The 18,883-nt window shown below is 69.9% G+C and carries 18 protein-coding genes; 17 read left to right on the forward strand and 1 reads right to left on the reverse strand.

Translation table 11 applies throughout. From position 1 onward, the window contains the following. The first annotated feature begins 2 nt into the window (after window positions 1-2). The 11 genes from ruvX (at window position 3) to nusB (ending at window position 9,940) form a co-directional block, all read left to right on the forward strand. The gene (gene ruvX, locus AB0D12_RS10820; protein WP_362679430.1) at window positions 3-467 is read left to right on the forward strand and encodes a Holliday junction resolvase RuvX; all 465 of its coding nucleotides are present in this window, start codon (window positions 3-5) and stop codon (window positions 465-467) included. Window positions 468-571: 104 nt separating this feature from the next. Further along, on the forward strand, window positions 572-2,281 hold the full coding sequence (gene mltG, locus AB0D12_RS10825) for an endolytic transglycosylase MltG (protein WP_362679433.1): 1,710 nt from the start codon (window positions 572-574) through the stop codon (window positions 2,279-2,281). Next, complete coding sequence (locus AB0D12_RS10830; protein WP_362679436.1) at window positions 2,278-3,114, forward strand: shikimate dehydrogenase; 837 nt, start codon at window positions 2,278-2,280, stop codon at window positions 3,112-3,114. The genes mltG and AB0D12_RS10830 overlap by 4 nt, the downstream gene beginning before the upstream one ends. A 252-nt stretch (window positions 3,115-3,366) precedes the next feature. Continuing rightward, window positions 3,367-4,551 (forward strand): chorismate synthase, encoded by a 1,185-nt coding sequence (gene aroC, locus AB0D12_RS10835; RefSeq protein ID WP_362679439.1) that lies wholly within the window; start codon window positions 3,367-3,369, stop codon window positions 4,549-4,551. Beyond that, entirely contained in the window at window positions 4,548-5,063 is a 516-nt protein-coding gene (locus tag AB0D12_RS10840) for a shikimate kinase (protein WP_362679443.1), read from the forward strand. Before aroC ends, AB0D12_RS10840 begins: the two co-directional genes overlap by 4 nt. Then, window positions 5,060-6,154 (forward strand): 3-dehydroquinate synthase, encoded by a 1,095-nt coding sequence (aroB, locus tag AB0D12_RS10845; protein WP_362679446.1) that lies wholly within the window; start codon window positions 5,060-5,062, stop codon window positions 6,152-6,154. The genes AB0D12_RS10840 and aroB overlap by 4 nt, the downstream gene beginning before the upstream one ends. Further along, the gene (gene aroQ, locus AB0D12_RS10850) at window positions 6,151-6,591 is read left to right on the forward strand and encodes a type II 3-dehydroquinate dehydratase (protein WP_362679449.1); all 441 of its coding nucleotides are present in this window, start codon (window positions 6,151-6,153) and stop codon (window positions 6,589-6,591) included. Before aroB ends, aroQ begins: the two co-directional genes overlap by 4 nt. A gap of 123 nt (window positions 6,592-6,714) precedes the next feature. After that, window positions 6,715-7,698, forward strand: coding sequence for an AAA family ATPase (locus AB0D12_RS10855; RefSeq protein ID WP_362679452.1), 984 nt, complete (start codon window positions 6,715-6,717; stop codon window positions 7,696-7,698). Window positions 7,699-7,775: 77 nt separating this feature from the next. Continuing rightward, window positions 7,776-8,882 carry an aminopeptidase P family protein gene (locus AB0D12_RS10860; RefSeq protein WP_362679455.1) on the forward strand — a complete coding sequence of 369 codons (1,107 nt, stop codon included), beginning with the start codon at window positions 7,776-7,778 and terminating at the stop codon, window positions 8,880-8,882. A gap of 60 nt (window positions 8,883-8,942) precedes the next feature. After that, window positions 8,943-9,509, forward strand: a complete 567-nt coding sequence (gene efp, locus AB0D12_RS10865; RefSeq protein ID WP_326648583.1) for an elongation factor P — start codon at window positions 8,943-8,945, stop codon at window positions 9,507-9,509. Window positions 9,510-9,511: 2 nt separating this feature from the next. After that, window positions 9,512-9,940 (forward strand): transcription antitermination factor NusB, encoded by a 429-nt coding sequence (gene nusB, locus AB0D12_RS10870; protein ID WP_327322285.1) that lies wholly within the window; start codon window positions 9,512-9,514, stop codon window positions 9,938-9,940. Between the two features lie 173 nt (window positions 9,941-10,113). Here nusB and bldD read toward each other — a convergent pair whose 3' ends face one another. Next, window positions 10,114-10,614, reverse strand: a complete 501-nt coding sequence (gene bldD / locus AB0D12_RS10875; protein ID WP_030355502.1) for a transcriptional regulator BldD — start codon at window positions 10,612-10,614, stop codon at window positions 10,114-10,116. 233 nt (window positions 10,615-10,847) lie between these two features. Here bldD and pyrR point away from each other — a divergent pair, with 233 nt between their 5' ends. The 6 genes from pyrR to carB all read left to right on the forward strand — a co-directional run bounded on the left by pyrR (window position 10,848) and on the right by carB (window position 18,842). Further along, entirely contained in the window at window positions 10,848-11,426 is a 579-nt protein-coding gene (gene pyrR / locus AB0D12_RS10880; RefSeq protein ID WP_327322284.1) for a bifunctional pyr operon transcriptional regulator/uracil phosphoribosyltransferase PyrR, read from the forward strand. A gap of 143 nt (window positions 11,427-11,569) precedes the next feature. Then, window positions 11,570-12,556: an aspartate carbamoyltransferase catalytic subunit gene (locus AB0D12_RS10885; protein ID WP_327322283.1), complete on the forward strand. Its 987-nt coding sequence runs from the start codon at window positions 11,570-11,572 to the stop codon at window positions 12,554-12,556. Window positions 12,557-12,558: 2 nt separating this feature from the next. Next, the gene (locus AB0D12_RS10890) at window positions 12,559-13,845 is read left to right on the forward strand and encodes a dihydroorotase (protein WP_362679461.1); all 1,287 of its coding nucleotides are present in this window, start codon (window positions 12,559-12,561) and stop codon (window positions 13,843-13,845) included. After that, complete coding sequence (locus AB0D12_RS10895) at window positions 13,842-14,405, forward strand: hypothetical protein (RefSeq protein ID WP_362679464.1); 564 nt, start codon at window positions 13,842-13,844, stop codon at window positions 14,403-14,405. The genes AB0D12_RS10890 and AB0D12_RS10895 overlap by 4 nt, the downstream gene beginning before the upstream one ends. Beyond that, window positions 14,402-15,538 carry a glutamine-hydrolyzing carbamoyl-phosphate synthase small subunit gene (carA, locus tag AB0D12_RS10900; RefSeq protein ID WP_362679467.1) on the forward strand — a complete coding sequence of 379 codons (1,137 nt, stop codon included), beginning with the start codon at window positions 14,402-14,404 and terminating at the stop codon, window positions 15,536-15,538. Before AB0D12_RS10895 ends, carA begins: the two co-directional genes overlap by 4 nt. Beyond that, a complete protein-coding gene (gene carB / locus AB0D12_RS10905) occupies window positions 15,531-18,842 on the forward strand; it encodes a carbamoyl-phosphate synthase large subunit (protein WP_362679470.1) in 3,312 nt (1,103 codons plus the stop codon). The genes carA and carB overlap by 8 nt, the downstream gene beginning before the upstream one ends. The last annotated feature ends 41 nt before the right edge of the window (window positions 18,843-18,883 follow it).

An 18,883-nucleotide genomic window follows, 5' to 3' on the forward strand; every position in this document is an offset into this window, starting at 1 on the left:
TGATGCGCAGGGGACGCCGTCTCGCGATCGACGTCGGAGACGCCCGGATCGGGGTCGCCTCGTGCGACCCCGACGGGGTCCTCGCCACGCCGGTGGAGACCGTGCCGGGACGCGATGTCCCGGCCGCCCACCGGCGGCTGCGGCAGATCGTCGAGGAGTACGAACCGATCGAGGTCGTCGTGGGCCTGCCCCGCTCGCTCAGCGGCGGTGAGGGCCCGGCCGCGGTCAAGGTCCGCGGCTTCGCGCAGGAGCTCGCACGCGGCATCGCTCCCATTCCGGTCCGACTGGTCGACGAGAGGATGACCACAGTGACGGCCAGTCAGAGGCTGCGCGCTTCGGGCGTGAAGTCCAAAAAGGGCCGGTCCGTCATCGACCAGGCTGCCGCTGTGGTCATCCTTCAGAACGCTCTGGAGTCCGAACGGGCGTCCGGTGAGGCACCCGGCGAGGGCGTCGAAGTGGTTGTCTGATCGCGATACGGTAACGTTCCGCGCGATGCGGCGGTGTTCGAACAGCTGCCGCACAGTAAAGAGGCGGGACGGCCCAACGCCCGCCTCGCGGCCCTAGGGGATCGATGACTGAGTATGGCCGGAGCCCCGGCTCCGAACCGTGGCATCCCGAGGACCCCTTGTACGGGGACCAGGGATGGGGAGGACAGCAGGCTGCAGCCGGCCAGCCTCCGTACGGCGGCCAGCCGCAGCAGCAGTACCCGCAGCAGCCGCAGCAGTACGGCAACCAGCAGGACCCGTACCAGCAGCAGTTCGACCAGCAACAGCAGCAGTTCGACCAGCAACAGCAGCAGTACAACCAGCAACAACAGCAGTACGGCCAGCAACAACAGCAGTACGGCGAGCAACAACAGCAGCAGTACAACGGCCAGCAGCAGTACAACGGTGCCTGGGACACCGGCCAGCACCCCGCCATGCCGTACGGAGCGGACCCCGCCGACACCTACGGCGGCCGGCACCCCGGCTACGGCAGCCAGCAGGAGGCCGACTACTACGCCACTCCTGAGGCCTACCCGCCGCCGCAGCCCCCCGGCCGACGCCAGGCCGAGCCGGAGCCGCCCACGTCCGACTGGGATGCGGAGGCGCCGCAGGAGGAGACCCACCCCTTCTTCACCGGCGACGACGGCCGGGACGACGACGGTGAGTACGACGACGACCCGCGCCGGGGCGGCGGCCGCGAGGGCCGCGGCAAGACCAAGAAGAAGAGCCGCAACGGCGTCGCCTGTCTGGTTGTCTCGCTGATCCTCGTCGGCGGCCTCGGCGGTGTCGGCTACTTCGGTTACCAGTACTGGCAGGGCCAGTTCGGCGCGCCCGAGGACTACACCGGCGCCGGAAGCGGCTCGGCCCAGATCGACATCCCCAAGGGGGCGGGCCTCGGAGAGATCGGCGCGATCCTCAGGGAGGCCGGTGTCGTCAAGAGCTCGGGCGCCTTCGTCTCCGCCGCCGACGGAAAGAGCATCGAGGCCGGCGTCTACACGCTCGCCAAGGGCATGTCCGGCAAGAACGCGGTAGCCGCCATGCTCAACCCGGCCAGCCGCAACAACCTGATCGTCCCCCCGGGCAAGCGCAATTCCTGGGTCTACGAGCAGATCGACAAGCGCCTCGGAGTCAAGGCAGGAACCACCAAGGCCGTGGCGACGGCCAAGGTGAAGACCCTGGGCCTGCCCGACTGGGCCGATGACAACCGGGACATCAAGGACCCGCTGGAGGGCTTCCTCTACCCCGATACGTATCCGGTCGCCAAGGGCATGAAGCCGGAAGCTGTCCTTCAGAAGATGGTCGCCCAGGCGAACGAGGCATTCGGCAAGAAGGACCTCAAGGCAGAGGCCGCGAGGCTGGGCCTGAAGTCGCCGCTCGAGGTGCTCACTGTCGCGAGCCTCGTCCAGGCCGAAGGCAAGTACCAGCAGGACTTCGACAAGGTCTCGCGAGTCGTCTACAACCGCCTCAAGCCGAACAACGCCGAGACGGTCGGGCGCCTCGAGTTCGACTCGACGATCAACTTCATCAAGAGCGAGAGCACTCTCGACGTCGGTTCCGTGGACAACCTGCGGAAGATAAAAGATCCGTACAACACGTACGACATCAAGGGTCTGCCGCCGGGCCCGATCAGCAACCCGGGCCTGGACGCCTTCGGCTCGGCGCTCAACCCGACGCCCGGCCCCTGGTACTACTTCGTGTCGATCACCGAGGACGAGACGCTCTTCGCGGTCACCAACGCGGAGCACGAGCGGAACCGTAAGAAGTACGAAGAGCAGCAGGAGAAGAACGGGCAGTGAGCACTCCGAAGCGGGCGGCGGTCCTCGGATCGCCGATCGCCCACTCCCTCTCTCCGGCGCTGCACCGGGCGGCCTACGCGGAACTCGGCCTCACCCACTGGTCGTACGACCGTTTCGAGGTGGACGAGGCGGGGCTGCCGGAGTTCGTGGAGAGGCTCGACGACTCCTGGGCCGGGCTGTCGCTGACCATGCCGCTCAAGCGCGCGATCATTCCGCTGCTCGACGGCATCAGTGACACCGCGGCCTCGGTGGAAGCCGTCAACACGGTGGTCCTCACCGAGGACGGCCGCCGTCTCGGCGACAACACCGATATCCCCGGCATGATCGCCGCACTGCGCGAGCGGGGCGTCGACAAGGTCGAATCGGCCGCGGTGCTGGGCGCGGGCGCGACCGCGTCGTCCGCTGTCGCCGCGCTCTCGCGGGTCTGTACAGGACCGGTCACCGCCTATGTACGCAGTGCCGCCCGGGCGGACGAGATGCGCGGCTGGGGCGAGCGGCTCGGTGTCGAGGTGCGTATCGCCGACTGGGCCGAGGCCACCGCGGCGCTGCGTGCGCCGCTGGTCATCGCCACCACGCCGGCCGGTGCCACCGACGAGCTGGCGCACGCCGTACCGGCCCGCCCCGGGACGCTCTTCGACGTGCTGTACGACCCCTGGCCGACCGCACTGGCCGCCGCCTGGTCGCGGCACGACGGAGATGTCGTCGGCGGCCTCGACCTCCTGGTCCACCAGGCGGTGCTCCAGGTCGAGCAGATGACGGGGCGGACCCCCGCGCCGCTCGCGGCCATGCGGGCCGCCGGGGAGAAGGCGCTGACCAGCGGCGGAACCGCGTAAATCTCGCAGGGCGCGTCCCGGAGATCACCGTCAGGTTCCTTCTGCACATGGTGCCTCTCCAGGTGTACGCCGGACTGGCCGCCGGTATCGCCGTGATCGTGCTGCTGGTGAGGCTGAGGCGGGCTCGGGCGTCCGGTTGATGGACCGGAGACCAGGTCACGGCTCCGGACGTGGGAGGATCGGAGGAGGCGGGCCAGGGCCGCGCACCCGGTCGCGCCGTCGCAGTTCCAGGCGCGAGCAGGAGGAGCACCGTTGAGCAGGTTGCGTTGGCTGACGGCGGGGGAGTCGCACGGACCCGCACTGGTGGCGACGCTGGAGGGTCTTCCCGCCGGTGTGCCCATCACCACCGACATGGTGGCGGACCACCTTGCCCGGCGGCGCCTCGGCTATGGACGCGGTGCGCGGATGAAGTTCGAGCGTGACGAGGTCACCTTCCTCGGTGGCGTACGGCACGGACTGACCATGGGCTCGCCGGTGGCGGTCATGGTGGGCAACACCGAGTGGCCGAAGTGGGAGCAGGTCATGTCGGCCGACCCGGTCGACCCCGATGAGCTCGCGAAGCTGGCCCGCAACGCCCCGCTGACCCGGCCGCGTCCCGGCCACGCCGACCTGGCCGGCATGCAGAAGTACGCGCTCGAAGAGGCCCGGCCGATCCTGGAGCGGGCCAGCGCCCGCGAGACCGCGGCGCGTGTCGCGCTCGGCGCGGTCGCCCGCTCGTACCTCAAGGAGACGACGGGCATCGAGATCGTCTCCCACGTCGTCGAGCTGGCCGCCGCCAAGGCTCCGCACGGCGTGGTTCCCGTCCCCGCCGACGAGGCGAAGCTCGACGCGGACCCGGTGCGCTGCCTGGACGCGGACGCGTCGAAGGCGATGGTCGCGGAGATCGACCAGGCCCACAAGGACGGTGACACCCTCGGCGGCGTTGTCGAGGTGCTGGCCTACGGCGTGCCCGTCGGTCTCGGCTCGCATGTGCACTGGGACCGGCGCCTCGACGCCCGTCTCGCGGCCGCCCTGATGGGCATCCAGGCCATCAAGGGTGTCGAGGTCGGAGACGGCTTCGAGCTGGCGCGGGTACCCGGGTCGAAGGCGCACGACGAGATCGTGCCGACCGAGGACGGCATCCGCCGCACATCCGGCCACTCCGGCGGTACGGAGGGCGGCATGTCCACCGGTGAACTGCTGCGCGTACGGGCCGCGATGAAGCCGATCGCGACCGTGCCGCGTGCGCTGGCCACGGTCGACGTCGCCACCGGCGAGGTCGCGGCCGCCCACCACCAGCGTTCCGACGTCTGCGCCGTACCGGCCGCCGGGATCGTGGCCGAGGCGATGGTGGCGCTCGTCCTCGCGGACGCCGTCGCGGAGAAGTTCGGCGGAGACAGCGTCTCCGAGACTCGCCGCAACGTGCAGTCCTACCTCGACAATCTGCACATCCGGTGAACGCCCCGCTGATCGTCCTGGTCGGGCCCATGGGCTCGGGCAAGTCCACCGTGGGTGAACTGCTCGCCGAGCGGCTCGGCGTGGCCTACCGGGACACCGACGCCGATATCGTCGCGGCCCAGGGCCGGGAGATCTCGGACATCTTCGTCGACGAGGGCGAACCGTACTTCCGTGACCTCGAGCGCAAGGCCGTACGGGCCGCCGTGACCGAGCACCCCGGAGTGCTCGCACTCGGCGGCGGCGCGATCCTCGACGACTCGACCCGTGAACTGCTGGCGGGCCTGCCCGTCGCCTATCTCTCGATGGACGTGGAGGAGGCGGTCCGGCGGGTCGGACTCAACCAGGCGCGCCCGCTGCTCGCGGTCAATCCGCGCCGGCAGTGGCGGGAGCTGATGGACGCCCGCCGCCATCTCTACACCGAAGTGGCACGCGTCGTCGTGGCCACCGACGACCGCACCCCCGAAGAGGTCGCCCAGGCGGTCCTCGACGCACTGGAGCTGAAGGACGTATGACCGATCAGGCAGTGACCCGTATTCAGGTCGGCGGTACGGAAGGCTCCGATCCGTACGAGGTACTCGTCGGCCGGCAACTGCTGGGCGAGCTGCCCGGACTGATCGGCCCGCGCGCCCAGCGGGTGGCGGTGCTGCACCCCGAGGCGCTCGCCGGCACCGGTGACACGATCCGCGAGGATCTGGCCTCCCAGGGCTACGAAGCCATCGCCATCCAGCTGCCGAACGCCGAGGAGGCCAAGACCGTCGAGGTCGCGGCGTACTGCTGGAAGGCGCTCGGCCAGACCGGATTCACCCGCAGCGACGTCATCATCGGCGTCGGCGGCGGAGCCACCACCGACGTCGCCGGCTTTGTCGCGGCGACCTGGCTGCGCGGGGTGCGCTGGATCGCCGTCCCGACGACCGTGCTCGGCATGGTCGACGCGGCGGTCGGCGGGAAGACCGGCATCAATACCGCCGAGGGCAAGAATCTCGTCGGGGCCTTCCATCCGCCGGCCGGAGTGCTGTGCGATCTGGCCGCCCTGGACTCGCTGCCGGTCAACGACTACGTCAGCGGCATGGCTGAGATCATCAAGGCCGGCTTCATCGCCGACCCCGCGATCCTCGACCTGGTCGAGGCCGACCCGCAGGGTGCGCGTACGCCGACGGGGCAGCACACCGCCGAGCTGATCGAGCGCTCCATCCGGGTCAAGGCCGAGGTCGTCTCCAACGACCTCAAGGAATCCGGACTGCGCGAGATCCTCAACTACGGCCACACCCTCGCGCATGCGATCGAGAAGAACGAGCGCTACAAGTGGCGGCACGGCGCGGCCGTGTCGGTCGGTATGGTCTTCGCCGCCGAACTGGGCCGGCTGGCAGGGCGTCTTGACGACGCGACCGCCGACCGGCACCGCTCCGTCCTGGAGTCCGTCGGACTGCCGCTGACCTACCGCGGCGACCAGTGGCCCAAGCTCCTGGAGACCATGAAGGTCGACAAGAAGTCCCGCGGCAACCTGCTGCGCTTCATCGTTCTCGACGGTCTCGCCAAGCCGACCGTGCTGGAAGGCCCGGACCCGGCGGTACTGCTCGCCGCCTACGGAGAGGTGTCCGCGTGACCCGTCGGGTGCTGGTCCTCAACGGCCCCAACCTCGGGCGGCTCGGCTCCCGCGAGCCCGACGTCTACGGCGCGACCTCCTACGCCGGGCTGGTGGAGGCCTGCAAGGAGCTCGGCAAGGAGCTCGGCTTCGATGTCGACGTACGCGAGACGAACGACGAGGGCGAGATGATCCGCTGGCTGCACGAGGCCGCGGACGGCTCAATTCCGGTCGTTCTCAACCCCGGTGCCTTCACCCACTATTCGTACGGGATGCGCGACGCGGCCGCTCAGCGGACCGCCCCGCTCATCGAGGTACACATCTCCAACCCGTATACGCGCGAGGCATTTCGGCACACCTCGGTGGTCGCGGCCGTGGCCAGCGGCACGATCGCCGGCTTCGGCGTCGGCTCGTACCGGCTCGCCCTGCGCGCGCTGGCCGAAGAATTGACCGGCTGACAGGGCACTTTGGGCCTGCCCCGGCCGTTCCCACTCTGGCGGCCGGGGGAGGTACCGTTCGGTAGCAAGGCGGCCCAGCTGCCGCCTGACCAGCGACAGTCGTACGAGACGGAGTGGCACCGGATGCAGCATGCAGTGGGGGCTCCGCTGCCGCCGCCCCACGGACCGGGGCACGGACCGGCCGGATGGACACACAGTGCCCAGCACCCGGGGCCTGTGCAGGGGGCTCCCGCCGGACCGCCGCCGCCCGTCGGCCCTCCGCCGCCGCAGGGTGTGCCGCAGGGCGGCCATCCCGCGGCTCCCGCCGGACCTCCGCCCGTGGCCCCTGCCGGGCCTCCGCCGCCACAGGGACGGCCGCACGGCGGGCATCCCGCGGCTCCCGCCGGACCTCCGCAGCCGCAAGGCGGCCGTCCCGCCCCCGGCTGGACGAGTCCCGCCCCTCAGCACGACTCCGCGCCGCCGTCCCGCGACACGACGGGGCACATCCAGCTGCCGCCGGGCGGGCCGGTTCCCATACCCGCCCCGCCACCCGCCGAGATCGGCACCGGCGCGACCACCCTCGCCGTCCTGCTGATCGGCCCGGCCGGCGCCGGGAAGACGACCGTGGCGCGCCACTGGGCCGCCGGACGCCGCGTCCCCACCGCGCACATCAGCCTCGACGACGTACGCGAATGGGTCTGCTCCGGCTTCGCGGACCCGCAGTCCGGCTGGAACGACCACTCCGAGGCCCAGTACCGCCTCGCCCGCCGCACCTGCGGCTTCGCCGCCCGCAACTTCCTGGCCAACGGGATCTCCTGCATCCTCGACGACGCGGTCTTCCCCGACCGGCCCGTCGTCGGCCTAGGCGGCTGGAAGCGCCATGTCGGCCCCGGTCTGCTGCCCGTGGTCCTTCTCCCGGGCCTCGAGATCGTCCTGGAACGCAATGCCGAGCGCAGCGGAAACCGCCGCCTCTCGGACGAGGAAGTCGCGAGCATCCACGGCCGGATGGCCGGCTGGTACGGATCGGGGCTGCCGATCATCGACAACTCCAAGTACGACGTGGAGACCACGGCACGGGTCCTCGACGACGTACTCGCCCGTTCCATCGCCAGCCCGCCGAACTGGTAGGCCGCGCACTCGCGTGCCCACCCCCGGTCGGACGCGCTGATCAGGCCGTGCCGGGCCCACGCTCGTAGGCTCGTGGCATGTCAGAGGTCTATGGGATCCGCCGCGGCAGGCTGCGCGACCGGTGCGCGGCGACCGGCAGCGCAGGGGCCCTGGTCTCCCGCCCCGCCAACGTCCGCTATCTCGCGGGCGGAGCGCCGCCCGGCGCCGTACTGCTGGTCGGCCCGGGCGAAGACATCCTGCTCTGCCCTCGTACGCCCACCGGCGATCCCGCCGACGGCCGTCCCGACGAACAGCTGCGGCTGACCGTCCTGCCGACCTCGGCCGGCGATCCGGCGGTCGCGGCCGCAGAGCTGGCGAGGACGGTGGGGGTGGAGTCGCTCGCCGTCGAGGAACACCATCTGACCGTCGCCAGGCATCGGGCGCTGGGTTCGGTGGCGCCCCGGCTGCGCCTCACCGACCTCGGTCTTGCCGTCGAGCAGCAGCGCCTCGTCAAGGACGAGGAGGAGATCGCCTGCCTGCGGATCGCGGCGGAGATCACCGACCAGGCCCTCGGCGAGCTGCTGGAGTCGATCCTGGTGGGCCGCACCGAGCGGCATCTCGCGCTCGAGCTGGAGCGCCGGCTCGTCGACCACGGCGCCGACGGCCCCGCCTTCGCGACCTCGGTCGCCACCGGACCCAACTCCGGGCAAGGCGGCCACCGGCCCACCGACCGCCGGGTCGAGGAGGGCGATTTCCTCTCCGTTTGCGTCGGCGCCAATTACCGCGGCTACCGGTGCGAGATCGGCCGTACGTTTGTGATCGGGGCGACCCCGGCGGACTGGCAGATCGAGCTGTACGACCTTGTCTTCGCCGCTCAGCGGGCCGGCCGGGAGTCTCTCGTACCGGGCGCCGCGTACCGCGACGTGGACCATGCGACCCGGCAGATCCTGGACGCCGCGGGCCATGGAGAGGGCCTCGCGCCGCTCACCGGGCACGGTGTCGGGCTCGAAATCGACGAGGACCCGCAGCTGGCACCTGCGGCCATGGGTAAACTGGACGCTTGTGTGCCGGTCACCGTCGAACCGGGGGTCCACCTCCCGGGCCGGGGCGGTGTCCGGATCGATGACACGCTCGTCGTACGCCAGGAGGCGGACGGCGGACCCGAGCTACTCACCATCACGACCAAGGAGCTGCTCGCGCTCTAGCTTCGCTGCAGCGCGCTTCCTCGGTCGTCCACCAGCGTCAGTCCAGGAGATTCCGCAACCGTGGCTTCCACGAACGACCTCAAGAACGGCATGGTGCTCAAGCTCGACGGAGGCCAGCTCTGGTCCGTCGTCGAGTTCCAGCACGTCAAGCCCGGCAAGGGCCCTGCTTTCGTGCGCACCAAGCTCAAGAACGTGCTCTCCGGCAAGGTCGTCGACAAGACGTTCAACGCCGGCGTGAAGGTCGAGACGGCCACCGTCGACCGCCGCGACATGCAGTTCTCGTACATGGACGGCGAGTACTTCGTCTTCATGGACATGCAGACGTACGACCAGCTGATGGTCGACCGCAAGTCCGTCGGCGACGCCGCCAACTATCTGATCGAGGGCTTCACGGCCAGCGTCGCCACGCACGAGGGCGAGGTGCTCTACGTCGAGCTGCCGGCCGCCGTCGAGCTGGTCATCCAGCACACCGAGCCGGGCGTCCAGGGCGACCGCTCCACCGGTGGCTCCAAGCCGGCCACGCTGGAGACCGGTTTCGAGATCGGCGTCCCGCTCTTCATCACCACCGGTGAGAAGATCAAGGTCGACACCCGCTCCGGTGAGTACCTCGGCCGGGTGAACAGCTAACCGTGGCTGCCCGGAACAAGGCCCGTAAGCGCGCCTTCCAGATCCTCTTCGAGGCCGACCAGCGCGGTACCTCCGTGCAGACGGTCCTCGCGGACTGGGTGCGGCACGCGCGGACCGACGACCGGCAGCCGCCGGTCGGCGAATACACGATGGAGCTGGTCGAGGGGTACGCGGAGTACGCGGACCGGATCGACGACCTCATCGCCACCTACTCGGTCGGCTGGACGCTCGACCGGATGCCGGTCGTCGACCGGAACATCATCCGGCTCGGGGCGTACGAGCTGGTGTGGGTGGACGAGACCCCGGACGCGGTGGTGATCGACGAGGCGGTACAACTCGCCAAGGAGTTCTCCACCGACGAGTCCCCGTCGTTCGTGAACGGCCTGCTGGGCCGCTTCAAGGACCTCAAGCCGAGCCTGCGCCGAGACTAGGGCGCGACGGTTCCACCGGGCCCGTGGCGGAAGACGAACAGTCTTCCGCCACGGGCCCGGTGCATGTTCGGCTTCCGCGTCTGACGCTGCCCGGGGAGGCCCCGAACGCATCGGAGGGCGAACCCGGAACAACCGGGTTCGCCCTCCGACGTGACGTTTCTCCTGAAGTGGCGTCAGCCTTCTTCATGCGCGACTGCGCGCCGCGCGTCCGCGTCGAGCACACCCCAGCTGATGAGCTGCTCGGTCAGGACCGACGGCGACTGGTCGTAGATGACGGCGAGGGTGCGCAGGTCGTCCTGGCGGATCGACAGCACCTTGCCGTTGTAGTCGCCGCGCTGGGACTGGATCGTGGCGGCGTACCGCTGGAGAGGGCCGGCCTTCTCCTGCGGGACGTGGGCCAGGCGCTCCAGATCCAGGACGAGCTTCGGCGGCGGCTCGGCGGCCCCGCCCGGCGTGGTGCCAGGAAGCAGTTCCTGCACCGGGACGCCGTAGAAGTCCGCCAGCTCGGCAAGGCGCTGCACGGTCACGGCACGGTCGCCACGCTCGTACGAGCCGACCACGACGGCCTTCCAGCGGCCCTGGGACTTCTCTTCCACGCCGTGGAGGGAAAGCCCCTGCTGGGTGCGGATGGCGCGGAGCTTGGCCCCGAGCTGTTTTGCGTATTCGCTGGACATATAGCTCCCCGGACACTGTGTCGACGTGCGGCTCCGCCGCGCGGCTGGTCACTCACTGTGAGGTTACGCAGCGTTACTTGGACTCGTCAAGCCGAATGGTCCGTAGCGGGTGCTGCCGGGGGCGGGACGAGGGGCGGGAGCCGGGGCCGCGCAAGGCCCTGGTACCGTTGATGGCGTAATTCCGACGTCCTTTAAGATCCGTCCCGTGAGGCGGAGAAGGAGGTCCGTTTCATATGGACTCGCACGACAGTTCCGATGTGGCACGCCCCGTTCTTGAGGCTCCCGACATCGCGCGGGTACTGACCCGCATCGCCCACGAGATCGTCGAACGCGCGAAAGGCGCCGACGACGTGGTGCTTCTCGGCATTCCGACCCGCGGTGTGTTCCTTGCCCGCCGGCTGGCCGACAAGCTCGAAGAGATCACCGGCCGAAAGATTCCGGTCGGCTCCCTCGACATCACCATGTACCGCGACGACCTGCGTATGCGGCCCGCCCGCACGCTGGCGCGCACCGAGATCCCCGGTGACGGCGTCGACGGCCGGCTGGTCGTCCTCGTCGACGACGTGCTCTTCTCCGGCCGCACCATCCGCGCCGCGCTCGACGCTCTGGGCGACATCGGCCGACCGCGCGCCGTACAGCTCGCGGTCCTGGTCGACCGCGGCCACCGCGAACTCCCCATCCGCGCCGACTATGTCGGCAAGAACCTCCCCACGTCGCTGCGGGAGACGGTCAAGGTTCAGCTCGCCGAGGAGGACGGTCGCGACACCGTGCTGCTCGGTGTGCGCGAGACCGCCCCGGCCGGCGAGCAGTAGCACCTCCGTACGCCCTCCGAACCCTCGTACGGACGTGCCACCCGCGCGCCCGCATGCCGCTGTGCTGTCCGGGGCCGCATCCCGACGGCGGCTCCGCCGCAGGCCCCCGGACCCACGACTTCCAGACAACGGAGCACACCCAGATGAAGCGTCACCTCATCTCGGCCGCCGACCTCACCCGCGACGACGCCGTTCTCATCCTCGACACCGCCGAGGAGATGGCCCGGGTCGCGGACCGGCCGATCAAGAAGCTGCCGACCCTGCGCGGCCGTACCGTCGTCAACCTCTTCTTCGAGGACTCGACCCGGACCCGGATCTCCTTCGAGGCTGCCGCCAAGCGGCTCTCCGCCGACGTGATCAACTTCTCCGCCAAGGGATCCTCGGTCTCCAAGGGCGAGTCCCTCAAGGACACCGCGCTGACCCTGGAGGCCATGGGCGCGGACGCCGTCGTCATCCGGCACGGCGCCTCCGGAGCCCCCTACCGGCTCGCCACCTCCGGCTGGATCGACGGCGCGGTCGTCAACGCCGGCGACGGCACCCACGAGCACCCCACCCAGGCGCTGCTCGACGCCTTCACCATGCGCCGTCGCCTGGTCGGCCCGGATGCCGGGATAGGGCGTGACCTCGCAGGACGCCGCATCACGATCGTCGGCGACGTGCTGCACAGCCGGGTGGCCCGCTCCAACGTCCTGTTGCTGAACACCCTCGGCGCCCAGGTCACCCTCGTCGCCCCGCCCACCCTGGTGCCGATCGGTGTCGAGAACTGGCCGTGCGAGGTCTCGTACGACCTGGACGAGGTGCTGCCGAAGTCCGATGCCGTGATGATGCTGCGTGTGCAGCGCGAGCGCATGAACGCCGCCTTCTTCCCGACCGAGCGCGAATACTCACGCCGCTACGGCCTGGACGGCGACCGCATGGCCCGGATGCCCGAGCACGCCATCGTGATGCACCCCGGACCGATGAACCGCGGCATGGAGATCACGGCGCAGGTCGCCGACTCCGACCGCTGCACGGCCGTCGAGCAGGTCGCCAACGGCGTCTCGACCCGCATGGCCGTCCTGTATCTGCTTCTGGGCGGCAATGAGCCCGCCGTCAGCCCCACCCACGCGCGCACCGAGGAGAGCAAGTAACCATGAGCAAGATTCTTATCCGTGGCGCGAAGGTGCTGGGCGGCGAGGCGCAGGACGTCCTGATCGACGGCGAGACCATCGCACAGGTCGGCGCCGGGCTGAGCGCGGACGACGCGACCGTCGTCGAGGCGGAGGGGCAGATCCTGCTGCCGGGCCTCGTCGACCTGCACACCCATCTGCGTGAGCCGGGCCGTGAGGACTCCGAGACCGTCCTCACCGGCACCAAGGCGGCCGCTGTCGGCGGATTCACCGCCGTGCACGCCATGGCCAACACCTTCCCGGTCGCCGATACCGCCGGCGTCGTCGAGCAGGTCTACCGCCTCGGCAAGGAGTCCGGCTACTGCGACGTGCAGCCCATCGGCGCCGTCACCGTCGGCCTCGAGGGCAAGAAGCTCGCCGAACTCGGCGCGATGCACGACTCCGCCGCCGGTGTGAAGGTCTTCTCCGACGACGGCAGGTGCGTCGACGACGCGGTGATCATGCGCCGCGCTCTGGAGTACGTGAAGGCCTTCGACGGCGTCGTGGCCCAGCACGCCCAGGAGCCCCGTCTCACCGAGGGCGCCCAGATGAACGAGGGCATCGTCTCCGCCGAGCTCGGCCTCGGCGGCTGGCCGGCCGTCGCCGAGGAGTCGATCATCGCCCGCGATGTCCTCCTCGCCGCCCACGTCGGCTCCCGGGTGCACATCTGCCACCTCTCCACGGCCGGCTCCGTCGAGATCGTCCGCTGGGCCAAGTCCAAGGGCTGGAACGTCACCGCCGAGGTGACCCCGCACCACCTGCTGCTCACGGACGAGCTCGTACGCTCGTACAACCCCGTCTACAAGGTGAACCCGCCGCTGCGCACCGAGACCGATGTGCTGGCGCTGCGCGAGGCTCTCGCCGACGGCACCATCGACTGCGTCGCCACCGACCACGCCCCGCACCCGCACGAGGACAAGGACTGCGAGTGGGCCGCGGCCGCCATGGGCATGGTGGGCCTGGAGACCGCGCTCTCCGTCGTCCAGCAGACGATGGTCGACACCGGCCTCATCGACTGGGCCGGCGTCGCGGACCGGATGTCCTTCCGGCCCGCGCAGATCGGCCGGCTGGAGGGCCACGGAAGGCCCGTCTCGGCAGGTGAGCCCGCGAACCTCACGCTCGTCGATCCGGCATACCGTGGAGTGGTGGACCCCGCGGGCTTCGCATCCCGCAGCCGCAACACCCCCTACGAAGGGCGTGAGCTGCCGGGACGCGTCACCCACACCTTCCTGCGGGGCCGGGCAACGGTCGTGGACGGGAAGCTGGCGTGACAACTCTGATCGACATCGCCGCCGAGCAGAAGTCGGCGGAGGTCACCGACTGGGCGGCCCGCATCGGCTGGGTCGTCGGACTGCTGCTCTTCATCGCCTTCGTCTACTGGCTGATGCGCCAGGGATGGAAGTGGCGCGGCAGCCTCCAGTCCGACCTCCCCGAGCTGCTCCCCGCGCCCGACGCGCCCGGCGAGGCGAAACTTGAGCTGACCGGCCGCTACCACGGCTCCACGACCGCCGGACAGTGGCTCGACCGGATCGTGGCCCACGGCCTGGGCACCCGCAGTCGCGTGGAGCTCACGCTCACCGACGCGGGCCTGGACGTCGTACGCCCCGGTGCGACCGACTTCTTCATCCCGGCAGCGCAGCTGCGCGAGGCCAGGCTCGACAAGGGCATCGCCGGCAAGGTCCTCGCCGAGGGCGGACTCCTCGTCGTCACCTGGGCGCACGGCGACAAGCTGATCGACTCCGGGTTCCGCGCCGACCACGCGGCCGAGCACACCGCCTGGGTCGAATCCATCAACAGCATGATCAACACGACGGAAGGCACCGCACGATGACGATCTCCACCCGGGGAGCCGCCAAGGCCCCCGCCGTACTCGTCCTGGAGGACGGCCGCACATTCCGCGGCCGCGCCTACGGGGCCGTGGGGGAGACCTTCGGCGAGGCGGTGTTCAACACCGGCATGACCGGCTACCAGGAGACCCTCACCGACCCGTCGTACCACCGCCAGGTCGTGGTGATGACCGCCCCGCACGTCGGCAACACCGGCGTCAACGACGAGGACGACGAGTCGCAGCGGATCTGGGTCGCGGGCTATGTCGTACGTGACCCCGCGCGCGTGCCCTCCAACTGGCGCTCCCAGCGCTCCCTGGACGACCAGCTCGTCGCCCAGGGCGTGGTCGGCATCAGCGACATCGACACCCGCGCGCTCACCCGCCATCTGCGCGAGCGCGGCGCGATGCGCGTCGGTATCTTCTCGGGTGACTCTCTCGCCGACGAGGCCACACTGCTGGCCCGGGTGCAGGAAGCCCCCCAGATGAAGGGCGCGAACCTTTCCGCCGAGGTCGCGACGGAGCAGACGTACGTCGTCCCGGCGATCGGCACCAAGAAGTTCACCGTCGCCGCCATAGACCTCGGCATCAAGGGCATGACCCCGCACCGCATGGCCGAGCGCGGCATCGAGGTGCACGTCCTGCCCGCCACCGCCACGGTCGAGGACGTGTACGCGGTCAACCCCGACGGTGTGTTCCTCTCCAACGGCCCCGGCGACCCCGCCACCGCCGATCTGACCGTCGTCAAGGGCGTCCTCGAGCGCAGGACGCCGCTCTTCGGCATCTGCTTCGGCAACCAGTTGCTCGGCCGCTCGCTCGGCTTCGGCACGTACAAGCTGAAGTACGGCCACCGGGGCATCAACCAGCCCGTTCAGGACCGCTCCACCGGCAAGGTCGAGGTCACCGCGCACAACCACGGATTCGCCGTCGACGCGCCGCTCGACAAGATCTCCGACACCCCCTACGGCCGCGCCGAGGTCTCCCACGTATGCCTCAACGACAACGTGGTCGAAGGCCTGCAGCTGCTCGACCAGCCGGCCTTCAGCGTCCAGTACCACCCCGAGGCGGCCGCGGGCCCGCACGACGCCGCGTACCTCTTCGACCGCTTCGTAACCCTGATGGAGGGCCAGCGTGCCTAAGCGCTCCGATATCCAGTCCGTCCTGGTCATCGGCTCCGGCCCGATCGTCATCGGTCAGGCCGCCGAGTTCGACTACTCCGGCACCCAGGCCTGCCGCGTCCTCAAGTCCGAGGGCCTGCGGGTCATCCTGGTGAACTCCAACCCGGCGACGATCATGACCGACCCGGAGATCGCCGACGCCACCTACGTCGAGCCGATCACCCCGGAGTTCGTCGAGAAGATCATCGCCAAGGAGCGCCCCGACGCGCTGCTGCCCACCCTCGGTGGCCAGACCGCGCTCAACACCGCGATCTCCATGCATGAGCAGGGTGTGCTGGAGAAGTACGGCGTCGAGCTCATCGGCGCCAACGTCGAGGCGATCAACAAGGGCGAGGACCGCGAGCTGTTCAAGGGCGTCGTCGAGGCCGTCAAAGCCAAGATCGGCCACGGTGAGTCCGCCCGCTCGGTCATCTGTCACTCCATGGACGATGTGCTGAAGGGCGTCGAGACGCTCGGCGGCTATCCCGTCGTCGTCCGCCCCTCGTTCACGATGGGCGGCGCCGGCTCCGGCTTCGCGCACAACGAGGACGAGCTGCGTCGTATCGCCGGTCAGGGCCTCACGCTCTCGCCGACCACCGAGGTGCTCCTGGAGGAGTCCATCCTCGGCTGGAAGGAGTACGAGCTGGAGCTGATGCGCGACAAGCACGACAATGTCGTGGTCGTCTGCTCCATCGAGAACTTCGACCCGATGGGCGTGCACACCGGCGACTCGATCACCGTCGCTCCGGCGATGACGCTGACCGACCGCGAGTACCAGCGGCTGCGCGACGTCGGTATCGCGATCATCCGCGAGGTCGGCGTCGACACCGGCGGCTGCAATATCCAGTTCGCCGTCAACCCGGACGACGGCCGGATCATCGTCATCGAGATGAACCCGCGTGTCTCCCGCTCCTCGGCGCTCGCCTCCAAGGCCACCGGCTTCCCGATCGCCAAGATCGCCGCCCGTCTCGCCGTCGGCTACACGCTCGACGAGATCCCCAACGACATCACCGAGAAGACCCCGGCGTCGTTCGAGCCCACGCTCGACTACGTCGTCGTCAAGGTGCCGCGCTTCGCCTTCGAGAAGTTCCCGTCCGCCGACGCCACCCTCACCACCACCATGAAGTCGGTGGGCGAGGCCATGGCGATCGGCCGGAACTTCACCGAGGCGCTCAACAAGGCGCTGCGCTCGCTGGAGAAGAAGGGCTCGCAGTTCTCCTTCACCGGTGAGCCGGGCGACAAGGCGCAGCTGCTGCTCACCGCCAAGGTCCCCACCGACGGCCGGATCAACACCGTCATGCAGGCCATCCGCGCGGGCGCCACCCCCGAGGAGGTCTTCGAGGCGACGAAGATCGACCCGTGGTTCGTCGACCAGCTCTTCCTGATCAAGGAGTACGCGGACGAGCTCATCGCCGCCGAGAAGCTCGACCCCGAGCTGCTCGCCGACGCCAAGCGCCACGGTTTCTCCGACGCCCAGATCGCCGAGATCCGCGGGCTGCGCGAGGACGTCGTCCGCGAGGTCCGGCACGCGCTCGGCATCCGCCCGGTCTACAAGACGGTCGACACCTGCGCCGCCGAATTCGCCGCCAAAACGCCGTACTTCTACTCCTCGTACGACGAGGAGAGCGAGGTCGCGCCGCGCGAGAAGCCCGCCGTGATCATCCTCGGCTCGGGACCGAACCGTATCGGCCAGGGCATCGAGTTCGACTACTCCTGTGTCCACGCCTCCTTCGCGCTGAGCGACGCCGGCTACGAGACCGTGATGGTCAACTGCAACCCCGAGACCGTCTCCACCGACTACGACACCTCCGACCGGCTCTACTTCGAGCCGCTCACCCTGGAGGACGTCCTGGAGATCGTGTACGCGGAGTCCCAGGCGGGGCCGATCGCGGGCGTCATCGTCCAGCTCGGCGGCCAGACCCCGCTGGGTCTCGCGCAGGCGCTCAAGGACAACGGCGTGCCGGTCGTGGGCACCCCGCCCGAGGCGATCCACGCCGCCGAGGACCGCGGCGCCTTCGGCCGCGTACTCGCCGAGGCCGGCCTCCCGGCTCCCAAGCACGGCACCGCGACCACCTTCGCCGGCGCCAAGGCCATCGCCGACGAGATCGGCTACCCCGTCCTCGTACGCCCGTCGTACGTGCTGGGCGGGCGCGGTATGGAGATCGTGTACGAAGAGGCCCGCCTCGAGTCGTACATCGCCGAGTCCACCGAGATCAGCCCCACCCGTCCCGTCCTGGTCGACCGCTTCCTCGACGACGCGATCGAGATCGACGTCGACGCGCTCTACGACGGCACCGAGCTCTACCTCGGCGGCGTGATGGAGCACATCGAGGAGGCCGGAATCCACTCCGGCGACTCGGCGTGCGCGCTGCCCCCGATCACGCTCGGCGGCTTCGACATCAAGCGGCTGCGGGCCTCGACCGAGGCCATCGCCAAGGGCGTCGGCGTCCGCGGACTGATCAACATCCAGTTCGCGTTGGCCGGCGACATCCTGTATGTCCTCGAGGCCAACCCGCGTGCCTCGCGCACCGTCCCCTTCACCTCGAAGGCGACCGCAGTGCCGCTGGCGAAGGCCGCCGCCCGTATCTCGCTCGGCGCGACCGTCGCCGAACTGCGCGCGGAGGGCCTGCTGCCCGCGAACGGCGACGGCGGCACGCTCCCGATGGACGCGCCGATCTCCGTCAAGGAGGCCGTGATGCCGTGGTCGCGCTTCCGCGACATCCACGGGCGCGGCGTCGACACCGTCCTCGGCCCGGAGATGCGCTCCACCGGCGAGGTCATGGGCATCGACTCGGTCTTCGGGACGGCGTATGCCAAGTCGCAGGCCGGCGCCTACGGCCCGCTGCCCACCAAGGGCCGCGCCTTCATCTCCGTCGCCAACCGCGACAAGCGCTCGATGATCTTCCCGGCGCGTGAGCTGGTCGCCCACGGCTTCGAGCTGCTCGCCACATCCGGCACGGCCGAGGTACTCAAGCGCAATGGCATCAACGCCACCATCGTGCGCAAGCAGAGCCAGGGCGAGGGCCCGAACGGCGAGCGGACCATCGTCCAGCTGATCCACGACGGCCATGTCGACCTCATCGTCAACACCCCGTACGGCACCGGCGGTCGCCTCGACGGCTACGAGATCCGTACGGCGGCCGTGGCGCGCTCCGTGCCGTGCCTGACCACGGTCCAGGCACTCGCCGCCGCCGTCCAGGGCATCGACGCGCTCAACCGCGGTGATGTGGGCGTCCGTTCACTCCAGGAACACGCGGAACATCTGACCGCGGCCCGCGACCAGTAATCGGGGAGGGGACACCGGAAACGGTGTCCCCTCCCGGGGGT

The organism is Streptomyces sp. NPDC048479 (assembly GCF_040651435.1).
Lineage (GTDB): Bacteria > Actinomycetota > Actinomycetes > Streptomycetales > Streptomycetaceae > Streptomyces.

Coding starts and splice junctions, on each gene's coding strand:
- ruvX (WP_362679430.1), top strand. CDS start 3: ATGCGCAGGGGACGCCGTCTCGCGATCGACGTCGGAGACGCCCGGATC.
- mltG (WP_362679433.1), top strand. CDS start 572: ATGACTGAGTATGGCCGGAGCCCCGGCTCCGAACCGTGGCATCCCGAG.
- aroB (WP_362679446.1), top strand. CDS start 5,060: ATGACCGATCAGGCAGTGACCCGTATTCAGGTCGGCGGTACGGAAGGC.
- AB0D12_RS10855 (WP_362679452.1), top strand. CDS start 6,715: ATGCAGCATGCAGTGGGGGCTCCGCTGCCGCCGCCCCACGGACCGGGG.
- AB0D12_RS10860 (WP_362679455.1), top strand. CDS start 7,776: ATGTCAGAGGTCTATGGGATCCGCCGCGGCAGGCTGCGCGACCGGTGC.
- bldD (WP_030355502.1), bottom strand. CDS start 10,614: ATGTCCAGCGAATACGCAAAACAGCTCGGGGCCAAGCTCCGCGCCATC.
- pyrR (WP_327322284.1), top strand. CDS start 10,848: ATGGACTCGCACGACAGTTCCGATGTGGCACGCCCCGTTCTTGAGGCT.
- AB0D12_RS10885 (WP_327322283.1), top strand. CDS start 11,570: ATGAAGCGTCACCTCATCTCGGCCGCCGACCTCACCCGCGACGACGCC.
- AB0D12_RS10890 (WP_362679461.1), top strand. CDS start 12,559: ATGAGCAAGATTCTTATCCGTGGCGCGAAGGTGCTGGGCGGCGAGGCG.
- carA (WP_362679467.1), top strand. CDS start 14,402: ATGACGATCTCCACCCGGGGAGCCGCCAAGGCCCCCGCCGTACTCGTC.